Here is a 21,364-nt window from a genome sequence, read left to right as displayed (position 1 = left end):
GCTTCGGGGTCACGCCCCCCGCCGGTGCTCCTCCAGCCTTCGGTAGGCCTCCAGGCCGTCCGGTACCCAGGGCCAGGAACCGTCCGCCACCCGGCGGGTGAGCTCCGGCTCGTCCACGAAGGCGTACCAGTCCACCTCGGAGACCTGCGGGCGCACCGGCAGGTCGCAGCGGACCTCGTGCACGTACGACCACCAGGTGCCGCCCTCGCCCTCGTACAGGAACTTCAGCACCGGCTCCGGCTGCCCGAGCCCGCTCACCCCCAGCTCTTCCTCGGCTTCCCGCAGCGCGGCCGACGCGTAGCTCTCGCCCGCGCCCAGCACCCCGCCCACGAACATGTCGTAGCGGGACGGGAAGACCAGCTTCGTCGCGGTGCGCCGGTGCACGAAGATCCGCCCCTCGGGGTCCCGGACCCGGACGAACACGCAGCGGTGGATCAGGCCGCGGGCGTAGACCTCGGCCCGTCGGGCCCGGCCGGTCACCCGGTCCTCCCGGTCCACCACGTCCAGTACCTCGTCCGCCGGCTCTTCCACCGGGCTGTTGGTGTTCATGTCGGGCATTCCTTCCTCGGTGTTGACTGGTTACCGCCAGGTAGTCAGGATCACTCCCATCCACCGAGGGCAGGACGGGAAACGCATGGGGTACGACGCAGACGTCATCGTGATCGGCGCCGGGCTGGCGGGGCTCGTGGCCACCGCCGAGCTGGTGGACGCGGGCCGCAAGGTCATCCTGCTCGACCAGGAGCCCGAGGCGTCGATCGGCGGCCAGGCCCACTGGTCCTTCGGCGGGCTGTTCTTCGTGAACTCGCCCGAGCAGCGCCGCATGCGCATCAAGGACAGCCACGCGCTGGCCCTCCAGGACTGGTTCGGCACCGCCGGTTTCGACCGGGAAGAGGACGCCTGGCCGCGCCGCTGGGCCGAGGCGTACGTCGACTTCGCGGCGGGGGAGAAGCGGTCCTGGCTGCACCAGCGGGGGGTCCGCTTCTTCCCCGTCGTCGGCTGGGCCGAGCGCGGCGGCTACGACGCCACCGGGCACGGGAACTCCGTACCCCGCTTCCACATCACCTGGGGCACCGGCCCCGGGCTGGTCGAACCCTTCGAGCGGCGGGTCCGGGCCGGGGTGGCCCGCGGGCTGGTCGAGCTGCGGTTCCGCCACCGGGTCACCGGCCTCTCCTCCACCGCCGGGACCCTGGACACCGTCACCGGCGAGGTCCTGGAGCCGTCCGACGCCGTGCGCGGCACCGCGAGCGGCCGCGGGGTCGCGGGCGCGTTCTCGCTGCGCGCCCAGGCGGTCATCGTCACCTCCGGCGGCATCGGCGGCAACCACGACCTGGTCCGCGCCCAGTGGCCCGAGCGGCTCGGCACGCCGCCGGAGCGGCTGCTGTCCGGGGTCCCGGCCCACGTGGACGGCCTGATGCTGGGCATCGCCGAGCGCGCGGGCGCCCGTCACATCAACAAGGACCGGATGTGGCACTACACCGAGGGCATCGAGAACTGGAACCCGATCTGGGCCCGGCACGGCATCCGGATCCTGCCCGGCCCCTCCTCGCTGTGGCTGGACGCCACCGGCAAGCGGCTGCCCGTACCGCTCTTCCCCGGGTTCGACACGCTCGGCACGCTCGACCACATCATGAAGACCGGCCACGACCACACCTGGTTCGTCCTCAACCGGCGGATCATCGGCAAGGAGTTCGGGCTCTCCGGCTCCGAGCAGAACCCCGACCTCACCGGGAAGTCGGTCCGCGAGGTGATCAACCGGGCCCGTCAGGACGTCCCCGGACCGGTCCAGGCCTTCATGGACAACGGCGCGGACTTCGTCGTCGAGCGCGATCTCGGCGCCCTGGTCCGCGGCATGAACGCGGTCACGAAGGAAGACCTCATCGAGGAGGACGCGCTGCGGCGCGAGATCACCGCGCGCGACCGGGAGATCGCGAACCCCTTCACCAAGGACCTCCAGGTGATGTCGATCCACGGGGCCCGCAGGTACCTCGGCGACAAGCTGATCCGTACGGCCGCCCCGCACCGGATCCTGGACCCCAAGGCGGGGCCGCTGATCGCGGTCCGGCTCTCGGTCCTGACCCGCAAGTCCCTCGGCGGCCTGGAGACCGACCTGTCCTCGCGCGTCCTCGGCGCGGACGGGGCGCCGCTGCCGGGTCTCTACGCGGCGGGGGAGGCGGCGGGGTTCGGGGGCGGTGGCGTGCACGGCTACCGGGCGCTGGAGGGGACCTTCCTCGGGGGCTGCATCTACTCGGGCCGAGCCGCAGGCCGCGCAGCGGCCACGTCGGTGACCTGACGGGCCCCGCCCTCGCCCTCAAGCGCCGGGCGGGCTGAACGCGCCTCGGCCCCGGCGGCCCTTCCCCGGGGCCGCAGGCCGGGCTACCGGGCGCCCCATCCAGCCTCGCCGACGGGCCGCCCTGCCCCCTTCCAGCCTCGCCGGCGCTTGAAGCGCCCCCGGAGGGCCGGCCCATCGGGTGGTGGGGTCCGACGGTTGTGCCCTGCGGGTGGCTGTCGCCTCCGGCGGGCCCTCAATCGCCGGGCGGGCTGGTTTTGCGTCCGCAGGCCGGGCCGGACGCGTGCCCTTCCTGCCCTGCCGGCGGGTGGCCCGGAGTGCCTATCCAGCCTCGCCGGCGCTTGAGGCGCCCCCGGAGGGCCCATCGACCGGGGGGTGGGGTCCGACGATTGTGCCCTGCGGGTCGGCGTCGCCTCCGGCGGGGCCTCAAACGCCGGGCGGGCTGGATTTGCGGCCCCAGGGCCGCAGGGTCGGGGCCGCGCCCCCGGCCAGTTCCGCCCGGACCGGAGCGGCCCGCGTCGTCAGTTCCGCGGCCCCAGCACACGGAACCGCTCCGCGACGACCATCGTGTCCTCGTCCACCGTGAAGCCGGGATCGCCGAGTTCTTCCCGTACCGGCGCGCTGTGCCAGAACTCCTCGTGCGAGGCGCGCCATTCGGCCACGGAGGTGTCCCCCTCGCCCTCGTCCACCGCGTGCCGCAGGTCGACGTCCGCGAGCCGCAGCACCCGGACGTCGAGCACCTCCACCACCGCCACCGGTGCCTCCGCCGAGTCGATCAGCACCCGGCGGTCACCGGGCCGAGGCAACGGCTCGTTCTCGGCCTCGTAACCGGCCAACAGCCCCGTCGTGGTGGTCTTCGCCCCGCTCAGCACCGCCGCCACCAACCGGTCGCGCAGGGGCCCGGGAAAGCCCAGCAGGTACGGCGGAAGGTCCGCGGGGACGTCCTCGGGGATCATCATCCGGCCAGCCTAACGCCGGCGCGCGCACCCCGCGGAACCACCGCGACCGCCCCAACTCGACGGTCTCACCCCAGCAGTTGAAACTCGCCACCCAGTGGACTGGACCTTGACGCGGAGCTGTGCCTACCGGTTTGCTGTGCGTGATCATCCACCGGTCGGCCACCGCCCGGCCGCCATTCGTCCGCCGCTCGTCGACCCGCGCTCGCGTTCTGGAGGGAAACCGCGGATGTCTCCGCCTCCGCCGCCCCTCGGCCGCGCCCGCAAGCGGGACGCCCAGCTCTTCGACCCGGCGCTGTGCGACACCGAACTGGTCGACGTCCGCTCCCAGTTCACCCAGGGCCGCTGGGCCACCGCCCGCAGCCTGCTCGCGGCCACCGCCGACGACTGGGACCGCCGCGGCCACCGCGTCGTCGTCCTCGCCGAAACCCCCGCCGCCACCGCCTGGGCCCGCGAATGGCTGCTCGCCGAACCCGAGAGCGCCGACGCCGCCACCCTCCTCGCCTGCGCCGCCGTCTTCACCGCCCTGCGCCGCAAGGGCACCCCCGAAGCGGCCGACGAGGCCTGCCGCCGCGCCGCCGCCCTGCTGCCCGCCGACCCCACTCCCTGGCTCGGCCTGCTGCTGCTGTCCCGTGCCTTCGGCACGGAGGAGGAGTTCAGCCGGCACTTCGACCAGGTCCGCGCCCGCCACCGGGAACACCACCACGCCCACCACGTGATGGTCGCCCGGCTTGCCGAGCGCCTCCCCGGCAGCGGCCAGGACCCGCTCCACGAGGTCTACGACTTCGCCGCCTGGGCCGCCGAGGAGTCCCCGGCGGATTCGCCGCTGGCCGTCCTCCCCGTCATCGCCCACGCCGAGCGCTACCGCGTCCTCGCCGCCGCCCACGGCACCACCGGCCCGGGCGCCACCGCGGCCGCCGAGCACTGGTCCGGCCGCCGCGCCCGCCAGGTGCTGCGCCACGCCTTCGACTGGTGGCTCGAATGGGAGCGCGAGGACCACCCGCGCAACCGCGTCGACCTCAACTTCCTCGCCCACGCGAAACTCTGCGAGGGCCGCCCCGCCGAGGCCGCCGCGCTCTTCCACCGCATCGGCAGCCATGCCACGCGGGCCCCCTGGTCCTATCCGGACCTCGACCCGCACAAGGCCTTCCTCGCCGCGCGCCATGCCGCGCTCGGCTCCGCCTGAAGCACCCGCTCCGCCTGATCGTCCCCCTCCGACCTGAACTTCCCTCTCCGAAAGGACCCCCGCCATGGCGACGGGCAGTTCCACGACGTCCCCGCGCAGCACCGCGGCCGAGATCCGCACGTACAAGGGGCAGGACCGCGCACTGCGCGCCGACCGCCTCGGCACCGCGGGACTGCTGCTCTCCGTACTGGCCGCCAGCGCCCCCCTGATGGTGGTGGCCGGTGTGATGCCGACCACCTTCGGCGTCATGGGCGTCGTCGGCCAGCCGCTGCTCTTCGTCGTCCTCGGCGTCGTCCTCGCCCTGTTCAGCATCGGCTACGCCGAAATGAGCCGGCACGTCCACAACGCCGGCGCCTTCTACGCCTACATCGCGCGCGGCCTGGGCGCCACCGCGGGCGCGGGCGCCTCCATGGTCGCCCTCGTCGCGTACAGCGCCATGCAGGTCGGCGTGTACGGCATCCTCGGCTTCGAGGTCTCCGGCCTCCTCACCACCTACCTCGGCATCGAGGTGGCCTGGTGGATACCCGCCCTGCTCGCGGTCGCCGCCACCGGCGCCCTCGGCTGGCTCAAGATCGACCTCAACGCCAAGGTGATCGGCGTCCTCATCCTCATCGAGTGCGCGCTCGTCGTCATATTCGACGCCGCCGCCCTCGGCAAGCCGGGCGCCGAAGGCCTCTCCCTGCACGCCTTCAACCCGGCCACCCTCAGCGGTCCGGGCCTGGGCACTGCCCTGTGCTTCTGCATCGCCGCCTTCGTCGGCTTCGAGCAGTCCCCGGTCTACGCCGAGGAGACCAGCAAGCCGCACATCGTGGTCTCCCGCGTCATGTTCCTCGCCGTCGGCTTCGTCGCCCTCTTCTTCGCGCTGAGCGCCTGGGCCCTCACCGTCGCCACCGGCCCCTCCCAGGTCGTCAAGGCCTCCGGCGCCGCGGGCCCCGGGCTGCTGTTCGCGCTCACCGAGGACCGCCTCGGCAGTGCCTTCACCGACGTCCTGCACGTGCTCTTCGTCACCGGCATGTTCGCGGCCATGCTCAGCTTCCACAACGTCGTCGCCCGCTACGCCTTCGCGATGGGCCGCGAGGGCCTGCTCCCCGCCGCCTTCGGCCGCACCAACGCGGGCACCGGCGCCCCCGGCACCGGCTCCCTGCTCCAGACCGGCGTCTCCGCCCTCGTCGTCGCCGGCTTCGCCCTCACCGACGACAAGCCGGTCGGTGACCCCACCGCCCCCGTCCTGCACCTGTTCACCTGGATGGGCAGCGTCGGCGCCCTCGGCATCACCCTGCTGATGGCCGCCGCCTCCTTCGCCGTCATCGCCTTCTTCGTCCGTCGCGGCACCGCCTCCGCCCAGGTCTGGCGCCTCGCCGCCGCGGGCGCCGCGGGCCTCGCCCTGCTCGGCATCGCCGCCTACACCGTCAAGGACTTCGCCGTCCTGGTCGGCGCGGGTGAGGGCTCCGCGCTCAGCTGGGCGCTGCCCGCCATCATCGGCGTCGCCGCCGCGGGCGGGCTGGCCTACGGGTCGCTCCTGCGCTCCCGGCGCCCCGAGGTGCACGCCCGGATCGGCCTGGGCAACGAGGCCTTCCGCCTCGACCAGGCCGCCGAGGCGACCCCGCACGCCTGAGCGGCGTACGCCCGAGAAGGCCGCGGAGGCCCCAGGCACCCCTTTCGGGGGGAGCCGGGGGCCTCTGGCGGGTAAAGGGCCGGTTTTGGTCCGAGCGCGGCACACATGGTCTCCTGGGTCGATCAAATCCGGACCGCGGGCCCAGGCGATACCACCCAGCTCTCCTGTGCGGCGGCCCGGACCTGCCCGTCCACCCCACGAAGGCGACGTCGTAGATGAGTGACCGCACCCTGAAAGAGGCCGCGTCCCGGGCCCCCGCCGCACCGACGGCCGGCCGGGCCGTCCACGTGGACGCCGGTGACGAGGGTTACAGCAAGGACCTGAAGTCCCGCCACATCAACATGATCGCGATCGGCGGAGCGATAGGCACCGGCCTGTTCCTCGGCGCGGGCGGCCGCCTGGCCAACGCCGGCCCCTCCCTCGCCATCGCCTACGCGGTGTGCGGCGTCTTCGCCTTCTTCGTCGTGCGGGCCCTGGGCGAGCTGGTCCTCTACCGGCCGTCGTCGGGCGCCTTCGTCTCCTACGCGCGCGAGTTCATGGGCGAGAAGGGCGCGTACACGGCGGGCTGGCTGTACTTCCTCAACTGGTCCACCACCACCGTCGCCGACATCACGGCGGCCGCGACCTACGCCCACTTCTGGTCGATGTTCAGCGACATCCCGCCGTGGATCCTCGCCCTCATCGCCCTCTCCGTCGTCCTCTCCGTGAACCTGATCTCGGTGAAGTACTTCGGCGAGATGGAGTTCTGGTTCTCGATCGTCAAGGTCGGCGCCCTCGTCGCCTTCCTCCTGGTCGGCATCTACCTGGTCGCCACCAGCCACCCCATCGACGGCCACACCCCGGGCCTCGGCTCCATCACCGACAACGGCGGCATCTTCCCCGCGGGCATGCTCCCCATGCTCCTGGTGGTCCAGGGCGTCGTCTTCGCGTACGCCTCCGTGGAGCTGTGCGGCGTCGCCGCGGGCGAGACCGAGAACCCCGAGAAGATCATGCCGAAGGCGATCAACTCGATCATGTGGCGCGTCGGCGTCTTCTACGTCGGTTCCGTGGTCCTGCTGGCGCTGCTCCTGCCCTACACCTCGTACTCCGCCGACCAGAGCCCCTTCGTCACGGTCTTCGACAAGCTCGGCGTCCCGGGCGCCGCGGGCATCATGAACCTGGTCGTCCTGACCGCGGCCCTCTCCAGCCTGAACTCCGGCCTCTACTCCACCGGCCGCATCCTGCGCTCGATGGCCACCGCCGGTTCCGCCCCGAAGTTCACCGCCAAGATGAACCGCGGCAAGGTCCCCTACGGCGGCGTCCTGTTCACGGCCGCCTTCGGCGTCATGGGCGTGGGCCTGAACTACTTCATGCCCGAGGACGCCTTCGAGATCGTCCTCAACTTCGCGTCCATCGGCATCCTGGGCACCTGGGCGATGGTCATGCTCTGCTCCCTGCACTTCTGGCGCCGGGCCCGCGAGGGCCGGGTGGAGCGCCCGTCCTACCGGCTGCCCTGGGCCCCGTACACGCAGATCGTGACCCTGGTCTTCCTGGTCACCGTGCTGGTCCTGATGTGGAGCGACGGCGGCGTCGGCCGCCGCACCATCCTCTTCCTGCCGGTCATCGCCGCTGCCCTGGTCGGCGGCTGGTTCCTGGTCCGCCGCCGGGTCGCCGAGATCGCCGCCGCGCGCGAGGCCGCCGCGCAGCCCCGCGACTGACCGGCCCGCCGCGCCCCTGACCACGAGGGCCCCCGCCACCCGGCGGGGGCCCTCGCGCGCAGGCTCCGGCCGGCGACCGGACCACCGCGGCCGGAGCACGAAAAAGGACCCCGCCGCAGCGGGGTCCTTCTCTTGTGTCCGAGGGGGGACTTGAACACTCCACCCGGGCACCAGCCTCTTAGTTCGCTGACCTGCACGAACGCCCCCGTGGAGACCATCCGGAGCCTCCCACGGTTGATCACCTTCCCCTGCCGTTTCTCGCTGCTTCCGACCGTTGTTGGCCATGTGTTGGTCACGTGGCCAACCGGTCCAGCGCCGGGCAATGGCGCCTCCTGCTGGCCGCCACCGGACTCAGTCCAAGGAAGCCAACGCACCCCCTATGAGAGACCGTGCCGCAGCTCCCCGCGCGGCTCCCTGCGAGAGCCGTTCAAAGGCTCGGGCGTACAGCTCGACCTGGCTGGGCTGTGTGAGGGTGGAAGCAGCATCCAGCGTGTCCGCGTGCACCTTGGTTTCGTCGAAGATCGTGAAGGTGGGCATGGGCCACACGGTCCGTTGCGCTGAGAACGGGACGATACCCACGGCGACGTTCTGGAGATCCATAACCCCGAGTAGGTGGCCTAGCTGCGCCGCCATGGTCTCGGCGCTGCACAGTCGGTACCGCAACACCGACTCCTCCAGGACGAACGAAAACCGGCGTGCGCCGTTGCTCAGCACCGCGTTACGCCTTATGCGTGCCGCCACGGCGTCACTCACGTCGTTGGGGGTTCCCCGGAAGTCCGCGATGGACAACAGAAGGGCAGAGGCGTATCCGGGCGTCTGGAGGAATCCGGGGATCACGTCGGAAACGTAGACCCGGAACATCTTGGTTTGTTGGTACAGGTCCCCTGTGGACTCTTGCAGGCGACGGAGACCGCTTCGCTGGAGTCCTCTCCACTGCACATGAGCATTGGCGGACTGCCTGTTTGCCGCGATCAAGTCACGGGCCTGATCGTCGGCGGAGCAGGCTCGGCACCACGCCCTGATGTCCGCGTCCGAGGGAGGGGTCTTCGCGTTCTCAATCCGGGACGACTTTGACTCGGACCAGCCGCACCTGACAGCCAGCTCCCGCCCGCTGATCCCTGCATCCTTGCGGATCTCGCGCAGACGCCCGGCAAGGTCTTCGCGGGCCTTCTGCACGCTGGAAGAGGGGTGTGGGGGCATGGAGCCGGCCTTCGTCAGATCTCGTACAGGTGGTGCGGGATCGCTCTCTCCCAGACCGTTTCGAAGGCCTGGGAGCACAGCTTCAGGGCTTCCGGGTCGGCCGTGACCTCGTCCTCCACCACCACGCCGTCACCCGAGAAGTGGTGCACCCGGAGAAACACACCGTCGAACAGCCAGAAGTCATTCCCCGGCAGGGGGATACTCGTGGCCCGTCGCCGTGGCAGCCACCGGACTTCCTCGCCCGCAGTGACGTTGGCGTGGGTGACGTAGTGCTCCCAGCGGATGTACTCCGATACGGGCTCGGAGATAACCCTGGCCCGGCGGATCGCCACGCCCCGGGCCACGGTATCCGTGATCAACTGGTCATAGGGGTGCCACCAGGATTCGCGATCCTCCCAATTGATCCGCTCACCGCGTTTCCATGCCTCGAACCGGTCCGTCGGGCCGTAGGAGTCACGCAGCTCCAGGTGGACGGCGGACCGCTCGCACTGGCCAAGCAGCTCAGCGAAGCTGGGCACGCTCGACGGCATCACACGCCTCCCTGATCATCGGGATCATCCGGGCCGGAATCCTGACGATGGCTTCGCTGTCGGGTACCGGACCGTTCGCGGGGCTGCTCCCCTCACACTCCGCCTGAGTCTCGGGGCTCGGCTTCCATCCCTGCAACAAGATCTCCTGAGCTTCCGCGTCCGCCCACACGGTGGGGCAGTGGTCCCGGTCGGTGTTGGGGTCGATTCCGACGAACTCTACGGCCATGGCCGGCTCCCCGGTATAGGTGCTTGCTCGGGCTTGCATGAGCTTGGCTGAGCAGCGGAGGCAGCGTCAATGGTGCTACCAGTCAAGCGAATTGCTGTGCAAGCTCATGCAAGTTTGTGGAGCCCGGCACTGCTCACTTCCTAGGGTCCTTGCATCGACCTCGGAAGCGATCGGGAGGGCGCGGCGTGATGAAGACGGAACCGAATCGGTGGCAGGAAAAGCCGGTGGTGCTGCCAGTGCGGGTGGAACGGCCTCGGCCTCGTCCGGTGCCGGGTTGCGCCGAGTGCGCGCGGCTGGGGCAGCTTCGCAAGGCCGCAGGGCTGGAGGGCGACGGCACGACGGTTGCCGACTGCAACATCCTGCTGCGGATGCACGGGACCGGGCACTGATGGACATGCAGACGTGGCGAGACGACTGGACGCGGGCCACTGACGCCGCCGAGGCGATACGGGCGGCTCTGGCCGCGCTGGGTGTCCCCGAGGCCGCCTGGACGAGCGTTCGGCCGGTGGTGACGAAAACCGGTCGCGCATATGTGGAGCTGGGGACGGTCCAGGCTGAAGTGGTGGAGGAGACCGCTGAAGCACTGCGGTTGCCCTCGGCGCACTGAAGCACTCACAGAATCCGGTCTCCGTCACCCCCCGACGGGAGACGGGCAGACCCCCGACCGGACAAGGCTTGAACAGGGACAGGACGTGTCCCGTCTGGGTTGACGTGCTCAGGTTCTCCCCCCGGTCCGCCCCTTGGCTGGGGTGCCGCCCTAAGCGGTGAGGGCACCGCTCCGGACCCAGGGAAGCCGGGGCATCCACTTCCAAGACTTCCGTCCGCTACGGGCGGGGGACGGCCCTGTCTGGGGCTGTCAAGCAGATCAGAAGGGCACGACGATGACCGACCTGTACGGGCTTCCCATCGAGGGAGCCGAGTTCTCCAAGGCATGCGGCGGCAGTACCCACCCGGACGGCGAGGCGTGCGTGACGCTCGCCAAGATCGGCCCGGACGCGTGGGCGCTGGGTGACAGCAAGCGGCCGAGTGCTGAGCCGCTGCGGTTCACCACGGCGGAGCTGGACGCGGCGGGTATCGACCGCGCGCGGTTCGACCTCTCCGCCTGATCCCTGAGCGCCACCTGACTGACGGCCCCGCCCACACGCCGACGGGTGGGGCCGTCGCCACTCCCAGGAACGGAGCGTAGTAGTGCATCACCACGGATACGCATGGCTGGGCGAGAAACAGGTCTTCGACAAGGAGAGCATCCGGCGGCCCCCGCCGAGTCAGGCGCCGACAGTGCACAGTCCGGTGGAAGTGATGGACCGGCACCGGCAGGCCGTTGCCGAGTTCCCCACCACGGACGTGCCGCCGCTCCAGACGGCGCACTGGCTGATCAAACCGCCCTCAATGGTCCGGGGCACCTGGGAGGAGCCGAAGGAGGCCGGGGAATGGCTCGGGCTTCAGCTGACCGAGTTCGCCCCCCGCTTCGCCTCGGAAGAGGACCGGGAAGCTACCCGTCTGGTGCTGCTCATGAAGTCGGCCGTGGAACGGGTGGCCTGGGGAGGGGATGTTTCACTGGGGCACTACCTCAAAGGAACCGTGTTCCATTCGGTTGCCCTGGTGTCCTGCTCCCCGAACCGTTCCAGTCCCGAACTTTCCTGCCCACTTGGGTAGTCGAAGCAACGAACAAGCCCCGGCCTACGTGGCCGGGTACGAGACGAAGATCCGTCTGCACATCAAGCCGCACATCGGCGGTGTGAAGCTGTGCGAGGTCACGGATGACACCCTGGACGACCTCTACCCGCTTCTGGAGACCGCTCCGTGTCCCACCAGTAAGGGGAAACCTCTGGGAGCCAAGAGTGTCCGGCACGTTCACGACATCCTGTCCGGCGCTCTCGGGGCAGCGGTACCCAAGCTGATCCCTGCCAATCCGGCCGCGACGGCACACCCGCCCACGGCCCGGCAGATCAAGGCGCAGGAGCAGAGCTATCCGACCGTGGACGACGGCCAGACAGCGCGGTTTCTGGGCTCTGTGGGAGCCGTGCGGCAACCGGACCTGTGACGGCGGCCTGACTCACCACTGCCCTCGGGACGCTCCGCTGTGGACGGTCTACGCCGCGACCGGTGTCCGGCGCAGTGAGGCTCTGGGAATGAAGTGGTCTCTCGTGCGCTGGGATGAGGGAGCTATCGAACTGGACTGGGTGATGGTCGAGGAGGGCAACGCGTACCGGCTTCGGAAGCTGACCAAGGATGGTGAGGCCAACGCGATCATCTATGTGGATCAGAGCGTGATGAGTGGTCCTCAAGTGGCAGAAGGCCCGGCAGGACGCCGACCGTGCCCGCATGGACACCGCATGGACGGACCATGACCTCGTGTTCGCCCGGGACGGTTTCAAGCTCTACCGAGGGGAGGTACGTGGGCCCAAGGACCCCAAGAAGGTCTCGGCACGCTGGCGCACGCTCCGGACGCGCCTGCACCTGCCGGAGAACTTCCGTATCCATCGAGCGCGGAAGCTCGCCGCCTCCGGAGCGGGTCGACTCGGCCTGTCATCCCCGGTCTGACCTGGGGAATCTCTGGGCTGTTGGTCACGTGGTTGGTCACGCCACAGCCTGGAAAAGCAAAAGACCCCACATGAAGTGGGGTCTTAGCTGGTGTCCGAGGGGGGACTTGAACCCCCACGCCCGATAAAGGGCACTAGCACCTCAAGCTAGCGCGTCTGCCATTCCGCCACCCGGACAAGGTGTCTGTCTCGCGTCCCTCGCGGGCCGTTCCGACAGGGAAAACATTACCAAACATTCCGGGGGCCCCGATCACGCCCCCCACTGACCGGGGATCGCCCTTGGGCGCAGCGGTCCGGGGCGGGAGGATGGGGGGAGTTCGGTACTGATCAGTGGGAGGAAGCAGCGTGAGCGAGTCGAGCGCGGGCAGGACCGTCTCCGGCGAGGACGAGGTCGTCGACCTCTGCCGGGACCTCATCCGGATCGACACCAGCAACTACGGCGACCATTCGGGTCCCGGCGAGCGCAAGGCGGCCGAGTGGGTCGCCGAGCAGCTCGCCGAGGTGGGCCTGGAGCCGCAGATCTTCGAGTCCCACAAGGGCAGGGCCTCCACCGTGGCCCGGATCGAGGGCGAGGACCCCTCACGGCCCGCGCTGCTGATCCACGGCCACACCGACGTCGTCCCGGCGAACGCCGCCGACTGGACCTACGACCCCTTCGCGGGCGAGATCGCCGACGGCTGCCTGTGGGGCCGGGGCGCGGTCGACATGAAGGACATGGACGCGATGACCCTCGCGGTCGTGCGCGACCGGATGCGCAGCGGCCGCAAGCCTCCCCGGGACATCGTGCTCGCCTTCCTCGCCGACGAGGAGGCCGGCGGCACGTACGGGGCCCGCCACCTCGTCGACAAGCACCCCGGGCTCTTCGAGGGGGTCACCGAGGCGATCGGCGAGGTCGGCGGCTTCTCCTTCACCGTGAACGAGAACCTGCGGCTGTACCTGGTGGAGACCGCCCAGAAGGGCATGCACTGGATGCGCCTCACCGTGGACGGCACCGCCGGCCACGGGTCGATGACCAACAACGACAACGCCATCACGGAGCTGTGCGAGGCCGTGGGCCGGCTCGGCCGCCACACGTGGCCGGTGCGGGTGACCAAGACCGTACGGTCGTTCCTGGACGAACTCTCGGACGCGCTCGGCACCCCGCTCGACCCCGAGGACATGGACGCCACGCTCGCCAAGCTCGGCGGCATCGCCAAGATGGTCGGCGCCACCCTGCGCAACTCGGCGGCCCCGACCATGCTCGGCGCCGGCTACAAGGTCAACGTCATCCCCGGCCAGGCCACCGCGCACGTGGACGGCCGCTTCCTGCCCGGCTACGAGGACGAGTTCTTCGCCGACCTCGACCGGATCCTCGGCCCGCGCGTCAAGCGGGAGGACGTCCACGGGGACAAGGCGCTGGAGACGGACTTCGACGGGAAGCTCGTCGACGCCATGCAGGGCGCCCTGCGGGCCGAGGACCCGATCGCGCGCGCGGTCCCGTACATGCTCTCCGGCGGTACGGACGCCAAGTCCTTCGACGACCTGGGCATCCGCTGCTTCGGCTTCGCACCGCTCCAGCTGCCGCCCGAGCTGGACTTCGCCGGGATGTTCCACGGGGTGGACGAGCGGGTTCCGGTCGACGGCCTCAAGTTCGGCGTGCGGGTCCTGGACCGTTTCATCGACAACGCCTGAGCCGGTCGAGGGGAATCGCGAGCGCGTGCGAAGGCCACTGAGAAGAGTGAATGCGCTCATACGCTCGTAGCCCCGGTGGGAACTCCTCGTTACAGGTGGTGCGGTCCGCGGCTGGTACCGCATTGCCTACTAGGAGGAACAATGATCAAGAAGGTTGTCGCCGCTGCGGCTGCCACTGGTGGCCTCGTACTCGCTGGTGCGGGTCTGGCCGTCGCCGACGCCGGTGCCCAGGGTGCGGCCATCGGTTCCCCCGGTGTCGCCTCGGGCAACGTCATCCAGGTCCCGGTCCACGTCCCGGTGAACGTGTGCGGTAACACGATCTCCGTGATCGGCCTGCTCAACCCGGCCTTCGGCAACACCTGCGTCAACAGCTGACGCCTGAAGTCCTCAGCCCCGGAGCGCATTCCAGCGCTCCGGGGCGCCGGGCTTTCCGGGGCCGCGCCCTTCGGGCCGTCCCTTCGGCGTACCAGGCGGGGGAGCCTGCACGGCCAGTACGTCGATCCGTAACGAACGTACAGAGCTGCGGCCGCGCACAGCGGACCAGGTTGGGGACACGTACACATGCGACACGCACGACACACCCACGGGAACCAGGGCGCCAGGAAGACGCTGATCACGGTGGCGGCCGCGGGCGGCATGCTCGCGCTGGGCGGCGGCTACGCCCACGCGGACGGCGCCGGAGGCGGCGGGGCCGTCGCCTCCGGGCACGCGGCGGGCTCACCGGGACTGCTGTCCGGGAACGCCCTCCAGGCGCCCGTGGACGCGCCGGTCAACCTCTGCGGGAACACCGTGACGGTGGTGGGGGCGCTGAACCCCGCCTTCGGCGCCTTCTGCGCGAACAACGCGGGCAAGCCGGCTAGCCACGAGGGCCACCACGGCGGGAACCCGGGCACGCCGGGCGGCCACCACGGGCAGAACCCGGGCACGCCGGGAGGCCACGGCGGGAACCCGGGCGGCACCACCGGCACGGGCAGCGGCCATGGGACGGGCCCGAGTACGGGCACGGGTACCGGAACGCCGGTCACCTACCCCGGAGCCCCGAGCGGCAGCCACACCGGCGGCACCGAGTCGCTCGCCGCCACCGGGGCCGGCGACCTCCTCGGCGGGGCCGTACCGCTCGCCGCCGGCATGCTGCTGGCCGGCGCCGTGCTCTACCGGCGCGCCCGCAACGCCGCCTGACGAGAGGGTCCGGCGGCCACACGCGGCGCGGGCCCCCGCCGGGGCCCGCGCCGCACCTCACCAGGTCGCGCGTATCTGCCGGATGATCCGGCGCCGCAGTCTCACCCGGCGACTCCCGTCCCGGTGCAGCGTGAGCCGGTCCAGCTCCCAGTTCCCGTACTCGGCATGATCGGTCAGCAGCCGGGTCGCCTCCTTGCGAGGCACCCCGCGCGGCACGTACACGTCGACAAATTCGTATTCCGGCATCGCATCTATTGTGCAGACGGACCCCTGCTACGGATAGCGTCTGCTCTATGTCTGATGCCGCTCTGCCCACTGTTGCCGAGGTACGCGCCGCCGCCGAGGCGGTCAAGACCGCGCTGGACCGTCACCTTGCGGCGGTCGAGGGCAGGTCCGGAGACGAGGATCCGGCCGTCTACGCCGCCTTCAACGAACTCGCCGCCGCCGCCGAGGAGTACGACGAACTCCTCTACGACCGCTACGACGAGGTCACCCCCTTCGAGATTCCCGCCGCCGAGGACGGTGTCGCGTACACCGGCCCCGCCGATCCCAGCGCCTTCAGCGTGCTGATCCGCCGCGACTACGTCGTCGCCGAACCGCAGCGCCTGATCGCCCAGGCCGAACGCGTGGCCGCGCACGACCCGGACGCCGAGCCGGTCCACGACGGCGGCACGGGGGGCGCGCTCGGCGTGCTCTTCGGCGAGTACGAGCCGGACGAGATCGCCTCCCGCTACAAGGAGTTCGGTCTCGAAGAGGGCGACTCCACACTCTGGCTCGCACCGTCGGAGGAAGCGGCGGAACCGGGGGAGTGGCTCAACGCCCCCTTCGAGCACGCCGATCCGGAGCACGTGCTGCACCGCTTCGACGTCAGCTCCGTCTTCGACGACGAGTTCGAGGAAGACGAAGCCGACCTCGACACCCCCCACCCGGCGGGTCCCTGACCCCCACCCGGCGGGCCCCTGGAACCGCACGGAGCCCAGCGAAATCCGACCTCACCCAGCGAATTTCGACCTCGCCCAGCGAATTCCAGCCCCCGTGGGTCCGCACGGAGCCCAGCCACATCCAGCCCCGGTGAGGCTCGCCCAACGGGGCCCAGCCACATCCAGCCCCGCCGGCGTTTGAGGCGCCGCCGGAGGCACTCCCGCCGGAGGCACACCGGCACCCAGGCAGGCGACGGTGACAGCGGCGGCGGCGGGTGGCCCGGCGGGCCCGGACGCGACCGGGCCGGGTCCCGGGGCCCGCGCACGCTCAGGGCGCGGGCCCCGGGGACCAAGGCGTCACTCCGGCCGGTCCGCACCCGCCGCGGCGGCGGCCAGCCCCCGCAGCAGCCCCGCCAACCGCGTGGTCCGCGGCTTCGGCAGGACCTCCGCCACCGCCCGCGGCAGCGCCTGGTCCACCCCGTGCACCACGGACAGGTGCCGCTCGGCCCGCCCGAAGGCGGTGTAGACCCAGTCCCGGGACAGCGCGTCCGCCGCGTCCCCGGGCAGCACGACGACCACACCGGGCCAGTGCGAGCCCACCGCCTGGTGCGCCGTCACCGCCCACCCGTGCCGCACTGCCGACTCGACCCGCTCCTTCGGTACGACGACCCGCCCGCCCGCCGCGCCCGGGCAGTCCAGGTGGAGCCCCTCGGCGTCGGCCGTGACCACCCGCCCCGGCAGCGCACGGCCCGGCGAGGGCACGTACACGACCCGGTCACCGGGGTCGAACCCGCCGAACCGCCCGGGCCCGGGGTTCAGCCGCTCCTTGAGCGCGGCGTTCAGCGCCCGCGTACCCGCCGAGCCGCCGTGGCCGGGGGTGATCACCTGGACCCCCTCGGCCGGGAGCCCGAAGGCGCGCGGCACGGACTCGGCCACCAGCTGAACAGTGCGGTGGACGGCCTCCCCGGCGTCGCGCACCGGCACGATGACGACCTCCTTGCCGGGGGCGTCGACCGCGAGCAGTTCCCCGACGCCGATCCCCGAGACCAGCTCGCCGAGCGGACCGGGATCGGGCACGCGGGAGGCGACCTGCGGGCAGGCACGGGCCGCCAGCACGTCCGCGAACACCCGCCCCGGTCCCGCGGATCCGAGCACTCCGGGATCCCCGGACAGCACCAGCCGGGCCCCGTCGGGGACGGACTCGACGAGCGCGGCGGCGCTCTCCACGTCCAGCTGCGGGGCGTCGGTGACGACGAGCAGGTCGAGGGCCAGCTGCCCGTCCTGGTCGCGTCCGGGGCCCTCGGTCCCGTCGAGCAGCCCCGCGACGGTCGCGGCGCCCTCGCCCGCGCGGTCACGGGCGGCGGGGGCGTGGCAGGCGAGCCAGGCGCGCAGCCCGAGCGCGCGGGCGGTGGCCAGCAGGACCAGCGGCTCCGCGCGGGCGGCCTCGCCACCGGTGTGGGTCACCAGGCCGTGGCCCGCGACGGCGCGGATCAGCTCCGCGGCGGCGGGTCCGGGCCCGGCGGGGGCGGCAGCCGTCCACTCGGCGGGGTCCGCGGCCGCACCGAAGGTGTTGACCAGGCGGGCCAGGCCGTCGGCGAGGCTCTCCTCGGCCAGGGCGCAGCCCTCCAGGCCCACCAGGATCGTGACGGGCTGCTCCTCGCCCTCCGGGACGGGCTCGCCCACGGGCTCCTGGAAGACGAGGACGGCGCCGTCGCCGATGGCCTGCTCCAGGGCCTCGGCCGGGTCCGGCACGGCGTACTGGCCGAGGGCGCCGGTCAGCACGGAGGCCTCCAGCGCGGTGTGGCCCTTCAGGGCCGCCTGGGCGAGCAGCCAGGCCACCAGGGCGGCCGTGCGGCGCTCGTCCCCGGGCCCGCAGTCCGCGCCGAGCAGGGCGCGGGCGAAGCCGTCGGCCTGGGTGGGGCGGACGCCGGGCACGGCCAGCAGCTGCCAGGGGTCTTCGGTGAGCCGCCCGGCGGCGTCCTCGCCGAGCGCCTCGGCGGCCTTGGCGGCGACCGCCTCGGGGCCTCCGGTCCGGGCGAGCAGCGCGCGTACGGCGTCGACGGCCTCGGCCGGGGCGGGGGGCCGCGGCGCGCTCCGGGGGCGCTCTGCGACGGGCGCCGGGGCCGGGGTCCGGCGGGGTGCGGCGGGGGCGTCGTCGAAATAGCGCGAGGGCGGCTTCTCCCCGCCCTCCACGGCGCGGACGGCGGCCAGCAGGTCCGCCGCGGTGCCGCTGAGCTTGGCCCCCGCCTCGACCGGAGCGGTCCGCTCCGCCTTGCGCCGGGCGATGCGCTCCCGCTCGATCTTCTGCGCGGCCAGCTCGGCCGCGGCCTCGCTGATCCCGGCCGCGGGCGCCTCGCCCCCGTCCGCCTGACCGGGGATCTGTCCCTCGGCCGCTCCGGCGTCCCCAACGGCTTCCGCGCCGGAGCGCGCGCCGTCCCCTTCGGCGGAGCCGTCGGCCGCCTCGTCCCCAGCGGGGGGCTCCTCACCGGCCGCGCCGGGCCCGCCGTCGGCCTCCGCCTCGTCACCCATCGCGCCGGTCCGGGCGTCGTTCTCGTCGCCCGCTGCCTCGGGGCCGGTGGCGCGGTCGCCGTCGTCCTTGCCCGCGGTGATCCCCGGCCCGGCGCCGTCCTCGGCGGGTGCGCCCGTCCCGGGCCCGGCGGGATCTTCGGCCGGGGCGGGCGCGCCGGCCGGACTGTCCGCGGCCGCCGGGTCCGGGTGGCCGTCCTGCGCCGCCGCGCCGGAGGCGACCGGCGCCGCGTCGGCCCCGGGGCCGCCCTCGGTGGTGGGGGTGGCCTCCGGGGGCGGGTCCGTACGGTCCGTACTCACAGCGTGCTCCAGTCAGGATCGGGATAGCGGTGCACGGGCGCCGAGACGTCGTCCAGCGCGCGGCAGATCTCCTCCGGAAGACTAAGGGCCTCCACCGACAGGGCCGCCGCGAGCTGGGCCGGCGTACGGGCCCCCACGACCGGCGCCGCGACCCCCGGGCGGTCACGGATCCAGGCCAGCGCCACCTGGAGCGGGGTGACGGCCAGCCCGTGGGCCGCCGTCGCCACCGCCTCCACGATCCGGCTCGCGGCCTGGTCCAGGTACGGGTCCACGAAGGCGGCCAGGGTCTCCGAGGCGCCCCGGGAGTCCGCCGGGACGCCCTCGCGGTACTTGCCGGTCAGCACCCCGCGCCCCAGCGGGGACGAGGGCAGCAGCCCGACCCCCAGGTCCAGGGCCGCCGGGAGCACCTCCCGCTCCACACCGCGCTGGAGCAGCGAGTACTCCATCTGGGTGCACGCCAGCGGAGTCCTGACGCCGGGCGCGGCGCGCTGCCAGGTCGCGGCCTTCGCAAGCTGCCAGCCGGAGAAGTTGGCCACGCCCACGTACCGGGCCCGCCCGCTGCCGACCGCGAGGTCCAGCGCGTGCAGGGTCTCCTCCAGCGGGGTCCAGGGATCGAAGGCATGGACCTGCCAGAGGTCGACGTAGTCGGTGCCGAGGCGCGCCAGCGAGTCGTCCAGCGCCGCCAGCAGGTGCCCGCGCGAGCAGTCGAAGCGGCGCTCCGGATCGGCCACCCCGCCCGCCTTGGTGGAGATCACCAGGTCCCGGCGCGGCACCAGCCCGTCCAGCAGCCGCCCCAGCAGGTACTCCGCCTCGCCGTCCCCGTACACGTCCGCGGTGTCCACCAGCGTGCCGCCCGCGTCCCAGAAGGCCTTGAGCTGCTCGGCGGCGGCCTCCTCGCCCTGTCCCCCCGCCGAGCGGCCCCACGTCAGGGTGCCGAGGCCGATCCGGGACACGCGCAGGCCGGTGCGGCCGAGATGCCTCTGCTCCATGAGCGCTGAGCGTACTGCGGGACGCCCGAGGCACTGACGGATGGCGCCCCGGCGCGCTAGAGTCCCGGGGAACAGCGACGTTACTCATCAGTACAGACGTGTACCGGCTCAAAGGGGACGACATGCGGCTCGGCATCAATCTCGGCTACTGGGGCGCGGGCATGGACGCCGACAACCTCGCCGTCGCCCAGGAGGCCGACCGCCTCGGCTACGACGTGTGCTGGGCCGCCGAGGCCTACGGCTCCGACGCCCCCACCGTCCTGGCCTGGGTCGCCGCCCAGACCGAGCGCATCGACATCGGCTCCGCGATCCTCCAGATCCCGGCCCGCCAGCCCGCCATGACCGCGATGACGGCCGCCACCCTCGACTCGCTCTCCGGCGGCCGCTTCCGTCTCGGCCTCGGCGTCTCCGGGCCGCAGGTCTCCGAGGGCTGGTACGGCGTCAAGTTCGACAAGCCGCTGGCCCGCACCCGCGAGTACGTGGAGATCGTGCGCAAGGCCATGAGCCGCGAGCGCCTCTCGCACGACGGCGAGCACTGGACCCTGCCGCTGCCCGGCGGCCCCGGCAAGCCGCTCAAGCTCACCGTGCACCCCACGCGCGAGCACATCCCGCTCTACATCGCCGCCATCGGCCCCAAGAACCTGGAGCAGACCGGCGAGATCGCCGACGGCGCGCTGCTGATCTTCCCGGCCGCCGAGCACCTGGAGGCCACCGCGCTCACCCACATCCGGGCGGGCCGCGAGAAGGCCGGACTGACCATGGACGGCTTCGACGTCTGCCCGACCGTCCCGCTCGCCGTCGGCGACGACGTGAACGCGCTGGCCGACATGTTCCGCCCCTACACCGCCCTGTACGTCGGCGGCATGGGCAGCCGGAAGCAGAACTTCTACAACCAGCTCGCCCAGCGCATGGGCTACGAGAAGGAAGCCGCCGAGATCCAGGACAAGTACCTGGCCGGCGACAAGCCGGGCGCGGCCGCCGCGATCCCGCACTCGCTCATCGACTCCACCACGCTGCTCGGCTCCGTGGAGCGGATCGCGGACAAGATGACGGCCTACGCCGAAGCCGGAGTCACCACCCTGACCCTGGCCCCCGCCGGATTCACCCTGGAGGAGCGGGTCACCGCCCTGCGCACCGGCACCGAGGCCCTGGAGCGGGCCGGACTCGCCTAGGGCGTGTTTTAAAAGTCCCGCCTGGCCTGCGACGCCTGGCACCGCACCTCTCCCCCAGCTACCGCTGGGAGGTGCCCCCTGCGTTGTCGGGGCGCCCGAGTACTCCAGTACACGGGCGCCCCTCCGCCTTGCGATGCACGGCACCAGACGCCGCAGGCCCGCGCCCTCCGGGCGCCCCGGCGCTACTTTTAAAACACGCCCTAGCTGTATTGATCACGAGCGTTGTTGACACTCGGTAGGTCTTGAACATGACGAAGACCTCCGGTGTGGTGGGAGCTGTCTAGGAACCCATTGCACGACGGAGGTCTTCGTGTCCCACCGTAACGCCCGCCTGACCGTCTTCGGCAGGCGCCTCCTGGTCGAACGT

General features: G+C 72.0%; 23 protein-coding genes and 1 tRNA gene. 15 read left to right on the top strand and 9 right to left on the bottom strand.

The genetic code is table 11. The features are described from left to right. Nucleotides 1-9: 9 nt before the first annotated feature. Nucleotides 10-549 carry an NUDIX domain-containing protein gene (locus ABZY31_RS25735; RefSeq protein ID WP_356414391.1) on the bottom strand — a complete coding sequence of 180 codons (540 nt, stop codon included), beginning with the start codon at nt 547-549 and terminating at the stop codon, nt 10-12. Nucleotides 550-634: 85 nt separating this feature from the next. Here ABZY31_RS25735 and ABZY31_RS25730 point away from each other — a divergent pair, with 85 nt between their 5' ends. Continuing rightward, a complete protein-coding gene (locus tag ABZY31_RS25730; RefSeq protein ID WP_356414389.1) occupies nt 635-2,290 on the top strand; it encodes an FAD-binding dehydrogenase in 1,656 nt (551 codons plus the stop codon). Between the two features lie 518 nt (nt 2,291-2,808). Here the strand turns inward: ABZY31_RS25730 and ABZY31_RS25725 are convergent. Beyond that, nucleotides 2,809-3,246 (bottom strand): ASCH domain-containing protein, encoded by a 438-nt coding sequence (locus ABZY31_RS25725; protein WP_356414386.1) that lies wholly within the window; start codon nt 3,244-3,246, stop codon nt 2,809-2,811. 226 nt (nt 3,247-3,472) lie between these two features. On the opposite strand from ABZY31_RS25725, the gene ABZY31_RS25720 reads away from it, so the two are divergent. The 3 genes from ABZY31_RS25720 (at nt 3,473) to ABZY31_RS25710 (ending at nt 7,741) form a co-directional block, all read left to right on the top strand. After that, nucleotides 3,473-4,429: a hypothetical protein gene (locus ABZY31_RS25720; protein WP_356414383.1), complete on the top strand. Its 957-nt coding sequence runs from the start codon at nt 3,473-3,475 to the stop codon at nt 4,427-4,429. A 64-nt stretch (nt 4,430-4,493) separates the two neighbouring features. Then, entirely contained in the window at nt 4,494-6,044 is a 1,551-nt protein-coding gene (locus tag ABZY31_RS25715) for an APC family permease (RefSeq protein ID WP_356414381.1), read from the top strand. Between the two features lie 215 nt (nt 6,045-6,259). Further along, nucleotides 6,260-7,741, top strand: coding sequence for an amino acid permease (locus tag ABZY31_RS25710; RefSeq protein WP_356414378.1), 1,482 nt, complete (start codon nt 6,260-6,262; stop codon nt 7,739-7,741). A gap of 351 nt (nt 7,742-8,092) precedes the next feature. Here the strand turns inward: ABZY31_RS25710 and ABZY31_RS25705 are convergent, their stop codons facing one another. The 3 genes from ABZY31_RS25705 to ABZY31_RS25695 are packed head-to-tail and all read right to left on the bottom strand — an operon-like array spanning nt 8,093 to nt 9,697. Then, nucleotides 8,093-8,941 (bottom strand): helix-turn-helix transcriptional regulator, encoded by an 849-nt coding sequence (locus tag ABZY31_RS25705; RefSeq protein ID WP_356414375.1) that lies wholly within the window; start codon nt 8,939-8,941, stop codon nt 8,093-8,095. A 14-nt stretch (nt 8,942-8,955) separates the two neighbouring features. After that, the gene (locus ABZY31_RS25700; RefSeq protein ID WP_356414372.1) at nt 8,956-9,471 is read right to left on the bottom strand and encodes a DUF6879 family protein; all 516 of its coding nucleotides are present in this window, start codon (nt 9,469-9,471) and stop codon (nt 8,956-8,958) included. Beyond that, the gene (locus ABZY31_RS25695) at nt 9,443-9,697 is read right to left on the bottom strand and encodes a hypothetical protein (protein WP_356414369.1); all 255 of its coding nucleotides are present in this window, start codon (nt 9,695-9,697) and stop codon (nt 9,443-9,445) included. Before ABZY31_RS25695 ends, ABZY31_RS25700 begins: the two co-directional genes overlap by 29 nt. A 188-nt stretch (nt 9,698-9,885) precedes the next feature. Between ABZY31_RS25695 and ABZY31_RS25690 the strand changes: the two genes are divergently transcribed. The 6 genes from ABZY31_RS25690 (at nt 9,886) to ABZY31_RS25665 (ending at nt 12,241) form a co-directional block, all read left to right on the top strand. Further along, nucleotides 9,886-10,086 carry a hypothetical protein gene (locus ABZY31_RS25690; RefSeq protein ID WP_356414468.1) on the top strand — a complete coding sequence of 67 codons (201 nt, stop codon included), beginning with the start codon at nt 9,886-9,888 and terminating at the stop codon, nt 10,084-10,086. After that, on the top strand, nt 10,086-10,304 hold the full coding sequence (locus tag ABZY31_RS25685; protein WP_356414366.1) for a hypothetical protein: 219 nt from the start codon (nt 10,086-10,088) through the stop codon (nt 10,302-10,304). Before ABZY31_RS25690 ends, ABZY31_RS25685 begins: the two co-directional genes overlap by 1 nt. Before the next feature lie 274 nt (nt 10,305-10,578). Continuing rightward, nucleotides 10,579-10,803, top strand: coding sequence for a DUF397 domain-containing protein (locus tag ABZY31_RS25680; RefSeq protein ID WP_356414363.1), 225 nt, complete (start codon nt 10,579-10,581; stop codon nt 10,801-10,803). 82 nt (nt 10,804-10,885) lie between these two features. Continuing rightward, complete coding sequence (locus ABZY31_RS25675) at nt 10,886-11,353, top strand: hypothetical protein (RefSeq protein ID WP_356414360.1); 468 nt, start codon at nt 10,886-10,888, stop codon at nt 11,351-11,353. A gap of 28 nt (nt 11,354-11,381) precedes the next feature. Beyond that, entirely contained in the window at nt 11,382-11,741 is a 360-nt protein-coding gene (locus ABZY31_RS25670) for a hypothetical protein (protein WP_356414357.1), read from the top strand. 281 nt (nt 11,742-12,022) lie between these two features. Continuing rightward, nucleotides 12,023-12,241, top strand: a complete 219-nt coding sequence (locus tag ABZY31_RS25665; protein WP_356414354.1) for a hypothetical protein — start codon at nt 12,023-12,025, stop codon at nt 12,239-12,241. 88 nt (nt 12,242-12,329) lie between these two features. Here ABZY31_RS25665 and ABZY31_RS25660 read toward each other — a convergent pair. Continuing rightward, nucleotides 12,330-12,417 (bottom strand) — tRNA-Leu (locus tag ABZY31_RS25660). Between the two features lie 168 nt (nt 12,418-12,585). Between ABZY31_RS25660 and ABZY31_RS25655 the strand changes: the two genes are divergently transcribed. The 3 genes from ABZY31_RS25655 to ABZY31_RS25645 all read left to right on the top strand — a co-directional run bounded on the left by ABZY31_RS25655 (nt 12,586) and on the right by ABZY31_RS25645 (nt 15,090). Next, complete coding sequence (locus ABZY31_RS25655) at nt 12,586-13,911, top strand: M20/M25/M40 family metallo-hydrolase (protein WP_356414352.1); 1,326 nt, start codon at nt 12,586-12,588, stop codon at nt 13,909-13,911. A 141-nt stretch (nt 13,912-14,052) separates the two neighbouring features. Beyond that, nucleotides 14,053-14,286 carry a chaplin ChpH gene (gene chpH, locus ABZY31_RS25650; RefSeq protein ID WP_283452488.1) on the top strand — a complete coding sequence of 78 codons (234 nt, stop codon included), beginning with the start codon at nt 14,053-14,055 and terminating at the stop codon, nt 14,284-14,286. Nucleotides 14,287-14,472: 186 nt separating this feature from the next. Further along, on the top strand, nt 14,473-15,090 hold the full coding sequence (locus tag ABZY31_RS25645) for a chaplin (RefSeq protein WP_356414349.1): 618 nt from the start codon (nt 14,473-14,475) through the stop codon (nt 15,088-15,090). Between the two features lie 57 nt (nt 15,091-15,147). Here the strand turns inward: ABZY31_RS25645 and ABZY31_RS25640 are convergent, their stop codons facing one another. Beyond that, nucleotides 15,148-15,336, bottom strand: coding sequence for a DUF5703 family protein (locus tag ABZY31_RS25640; RefSeq protein ID WP_283452490.1), 189 nt, complete (start codon nt 15,334-15,336; stop codon nt 15,148-15,150). Between the two features lie 47 nt (nt 15,337-15,383). Between ABZY31_RS25640 and ABZY31_RS25635 the strand changes: the two genes are divergently transcribed. Next, a complete protein-coding gene (locus ABZY31_RS25635; protein WP_356414346.1) occupies nt 15,384-16,031 on the top strand; it encodes a hypothetical protein in 648 nt (215 codons plus the stop codon). A 336-nt stretch (nt 16,032-16,367) separates the two neighbouring features. Here the strand turns inward: ABZY31_RS25635 and ABZY31_RS25630 are convergent, their stop codons facing one another. Then, nucleotides 16,368-18,539, bottom strand: a complete 2,172-nt coding sequence (locus tag ABZY31_RS25630; RefSeq protein WP_356414465.1) for a helix-hairpin-helix domain-containing protein — start codon at nt 18,537-18,539, stop codon at nt 16,368-16,370. Nucleotides 18,540-18,832: 293 nt separating this feature from the next. Beyond that, nucleotides 18,833-19,825: an aldo/keto reductase gene (locus ABZY31_RS25625; protein WP_356414343.1), complete on the bottom strand. Its 993-nt coding sequence runs from the start codon at nt 19,823-19,825 to the stop codon at nt 18,833-18,835. Nucleotides 19,826-19,947: 122 nt separating this feature from the next. On the opposite strand from ABZY31_RS25625, the gene ABZY31_RS25620 reads away from it, so the two are divergent. Then, nucleotides 19,948-20,997, top strand: coding sequence for an LLM class F420-dependent oxidoreductase (locus tag ABZY31_RS25620; RefSeq protein ID WP_356414340.1), 1,050 nt, complete (start codon nt 19,948-19,950; stop codon nt 20,995-20,997). Nucleotides 20,998-21,364: the final 367 nt, after the last annotated feature.

This window comes from Streptomyces sp. NPDC006529, from assembly GCF_040611795.1.
Taxonomy (GTDB): Bacteria; Actinomycetota; Actinomycetes; order Streptomycetales; family Streptomycetaceae; genus Streptomyces.
The sequence above is the reverse complement of the archived record's forward strand: the minus strand, read 5'-3'. Positions and strand labels throughout refer to the sequence as shown.

Bases quoted from the DNA above. Each gene is read 5' to 3' on its own strand.
- ABZY31_RS25735 (WP_356414391.1), bottom strand. From the start codon at position 549: ATGAACACCAACAGCCCGGTGGAAGAGCCGGCGGACGAGGTACTGGAC.
- ABZY31_RS25635 (WP_356414346.1), top strand. From the start codon at position 15,384: ATGTCTGATGCCGCTCTGCCCACTGTTGCCGAGGTACGCGCCGCCGCC.
- ABZY31_RS25680 (WP_356414363.1), top strand. From the start codon at position 10,579: ATGACCGACCTGTACGGGCTTCCCATCGAGGGAGCCGAGTTCTCCAAG.
- ABZY31_RS25620 (WP_356414340.1), top strand. From the start codon at position 19,948: ATGCGGCTCGGCATCAATCTCGGCTACTGGGGCGCGGGCATGGACGCC.
- ABZY31_RS25665 (WP_356414354.1), top strand. From the start codon at position 12,023: ATGGACACCGCATGGACGGACCATGACCTCGTGTTCGCCCGGGACGGT.
- ABZY31_RS25640 (WP_283452490.1), bottom strand. From the start codon at position 15,336: ATGCCGGAATACGAATTTGTCGACGTGTACGTGCCGCGCGGGGTGCCT.
- ABZY31_RS25725 (WP_356414386.1), bottom strand. From the start codon at position 3,246: ATGATGATCCCCGAGGACGTCCCCGCGGACCTTCCGCCGTACCTGCTG.
- ABZY31_RS25730 (WP_356414389.1), top strand. From the start codon at position 635: ATGGGGTACGACGCAGACGTCATCGTGATCGGCGCCGGGCTGGCGGGG.
- ABZY31_RS25625 (WP_356414343.1), bottom strand. From the start codon at position 19,825: ATGGAGCAGAGGCATCTCGGCCGCACCGGCCTGCGCGTGTCCCGGATC.
- chpH (WP_283452488.1), top strand. From the start codon at position 14,053: ATGATCAAGAAGGTTGTCGCCGCTGCGGCTGCCACTGGTGGCCTCGTA.
- ABZY31_RS25685 (WP_356414366.1), top strand. From the start codon at position 10,086: ATGGACATGCAGACGTGGCGAGACGACTGGACGCGGGCCACTGACGCC.
- ABZY31_RS25695 (WP_356414369.1), bottom strand. From the start codon at position 9,697: ATGGCCGTAGAGTTCGTCGGAATCGACCCCAACACCGACCGGGACCAC.
- ABZY31_RS25645 (WP_356414349.1), top strand. From the start codon at position 14,473: ATGCGACACGCACGACACACCCACGGGAACCAGGGCGCCAGGAAGACG.
- ABZY31_RS25720 (WP_356414383.1), top strand. From the start codon at position 3,473: ATGTCTCCGCCTCCGCCGCCCCTCGGCCGCGCCCGCAAGCGGGACGCC.
- ABZY31_RS25630 (WP_356414465.1), bottom strand. From the start codon at position 18,539: ATGGGTGACGAGGCGGAGGCCGACGGCGGGCCCGGCGCGGCCGGTGAG.
- ABZY31_RS25690 (WP_356414468.1), top strand. From the start codon at position 9,886: ATGAAGACGGAACCGAATCGGTGGCAGGAAAAGCCGGTGGTGCTGCCA.
- ABZY31_RS25705 (WP_356414375.1), bottom strand. From the start codon at position 8,941: ATGCCCCCACACCCCTCTTCCAGCGTGCAGAAGGCCCGCGAAGACCTT.
- ABZY31_RS25710 (WP_356414378.1), top strand. From the start codon at position 6,260: ATGAGTGACCGCACCCTGAAAGAGGCCGCGTCCCGGGCCCCCGCCGCA.
- ABZY31_RS25715 (WP_356414381.1), top strand. From the start codon at position 4,494: ATGGCGACGGGCAGTTCCACGACGTCCCCGCGCAGCACCGCGGCCGAG.
- ABZY31_RS25700 (WP_356414372.1), bottom strand. From the start codon at position 9,471: ATGCCGTCGAGCGTGCCCAGCTTCGCTGAGCTGCTTGGCCAGTGCGAG.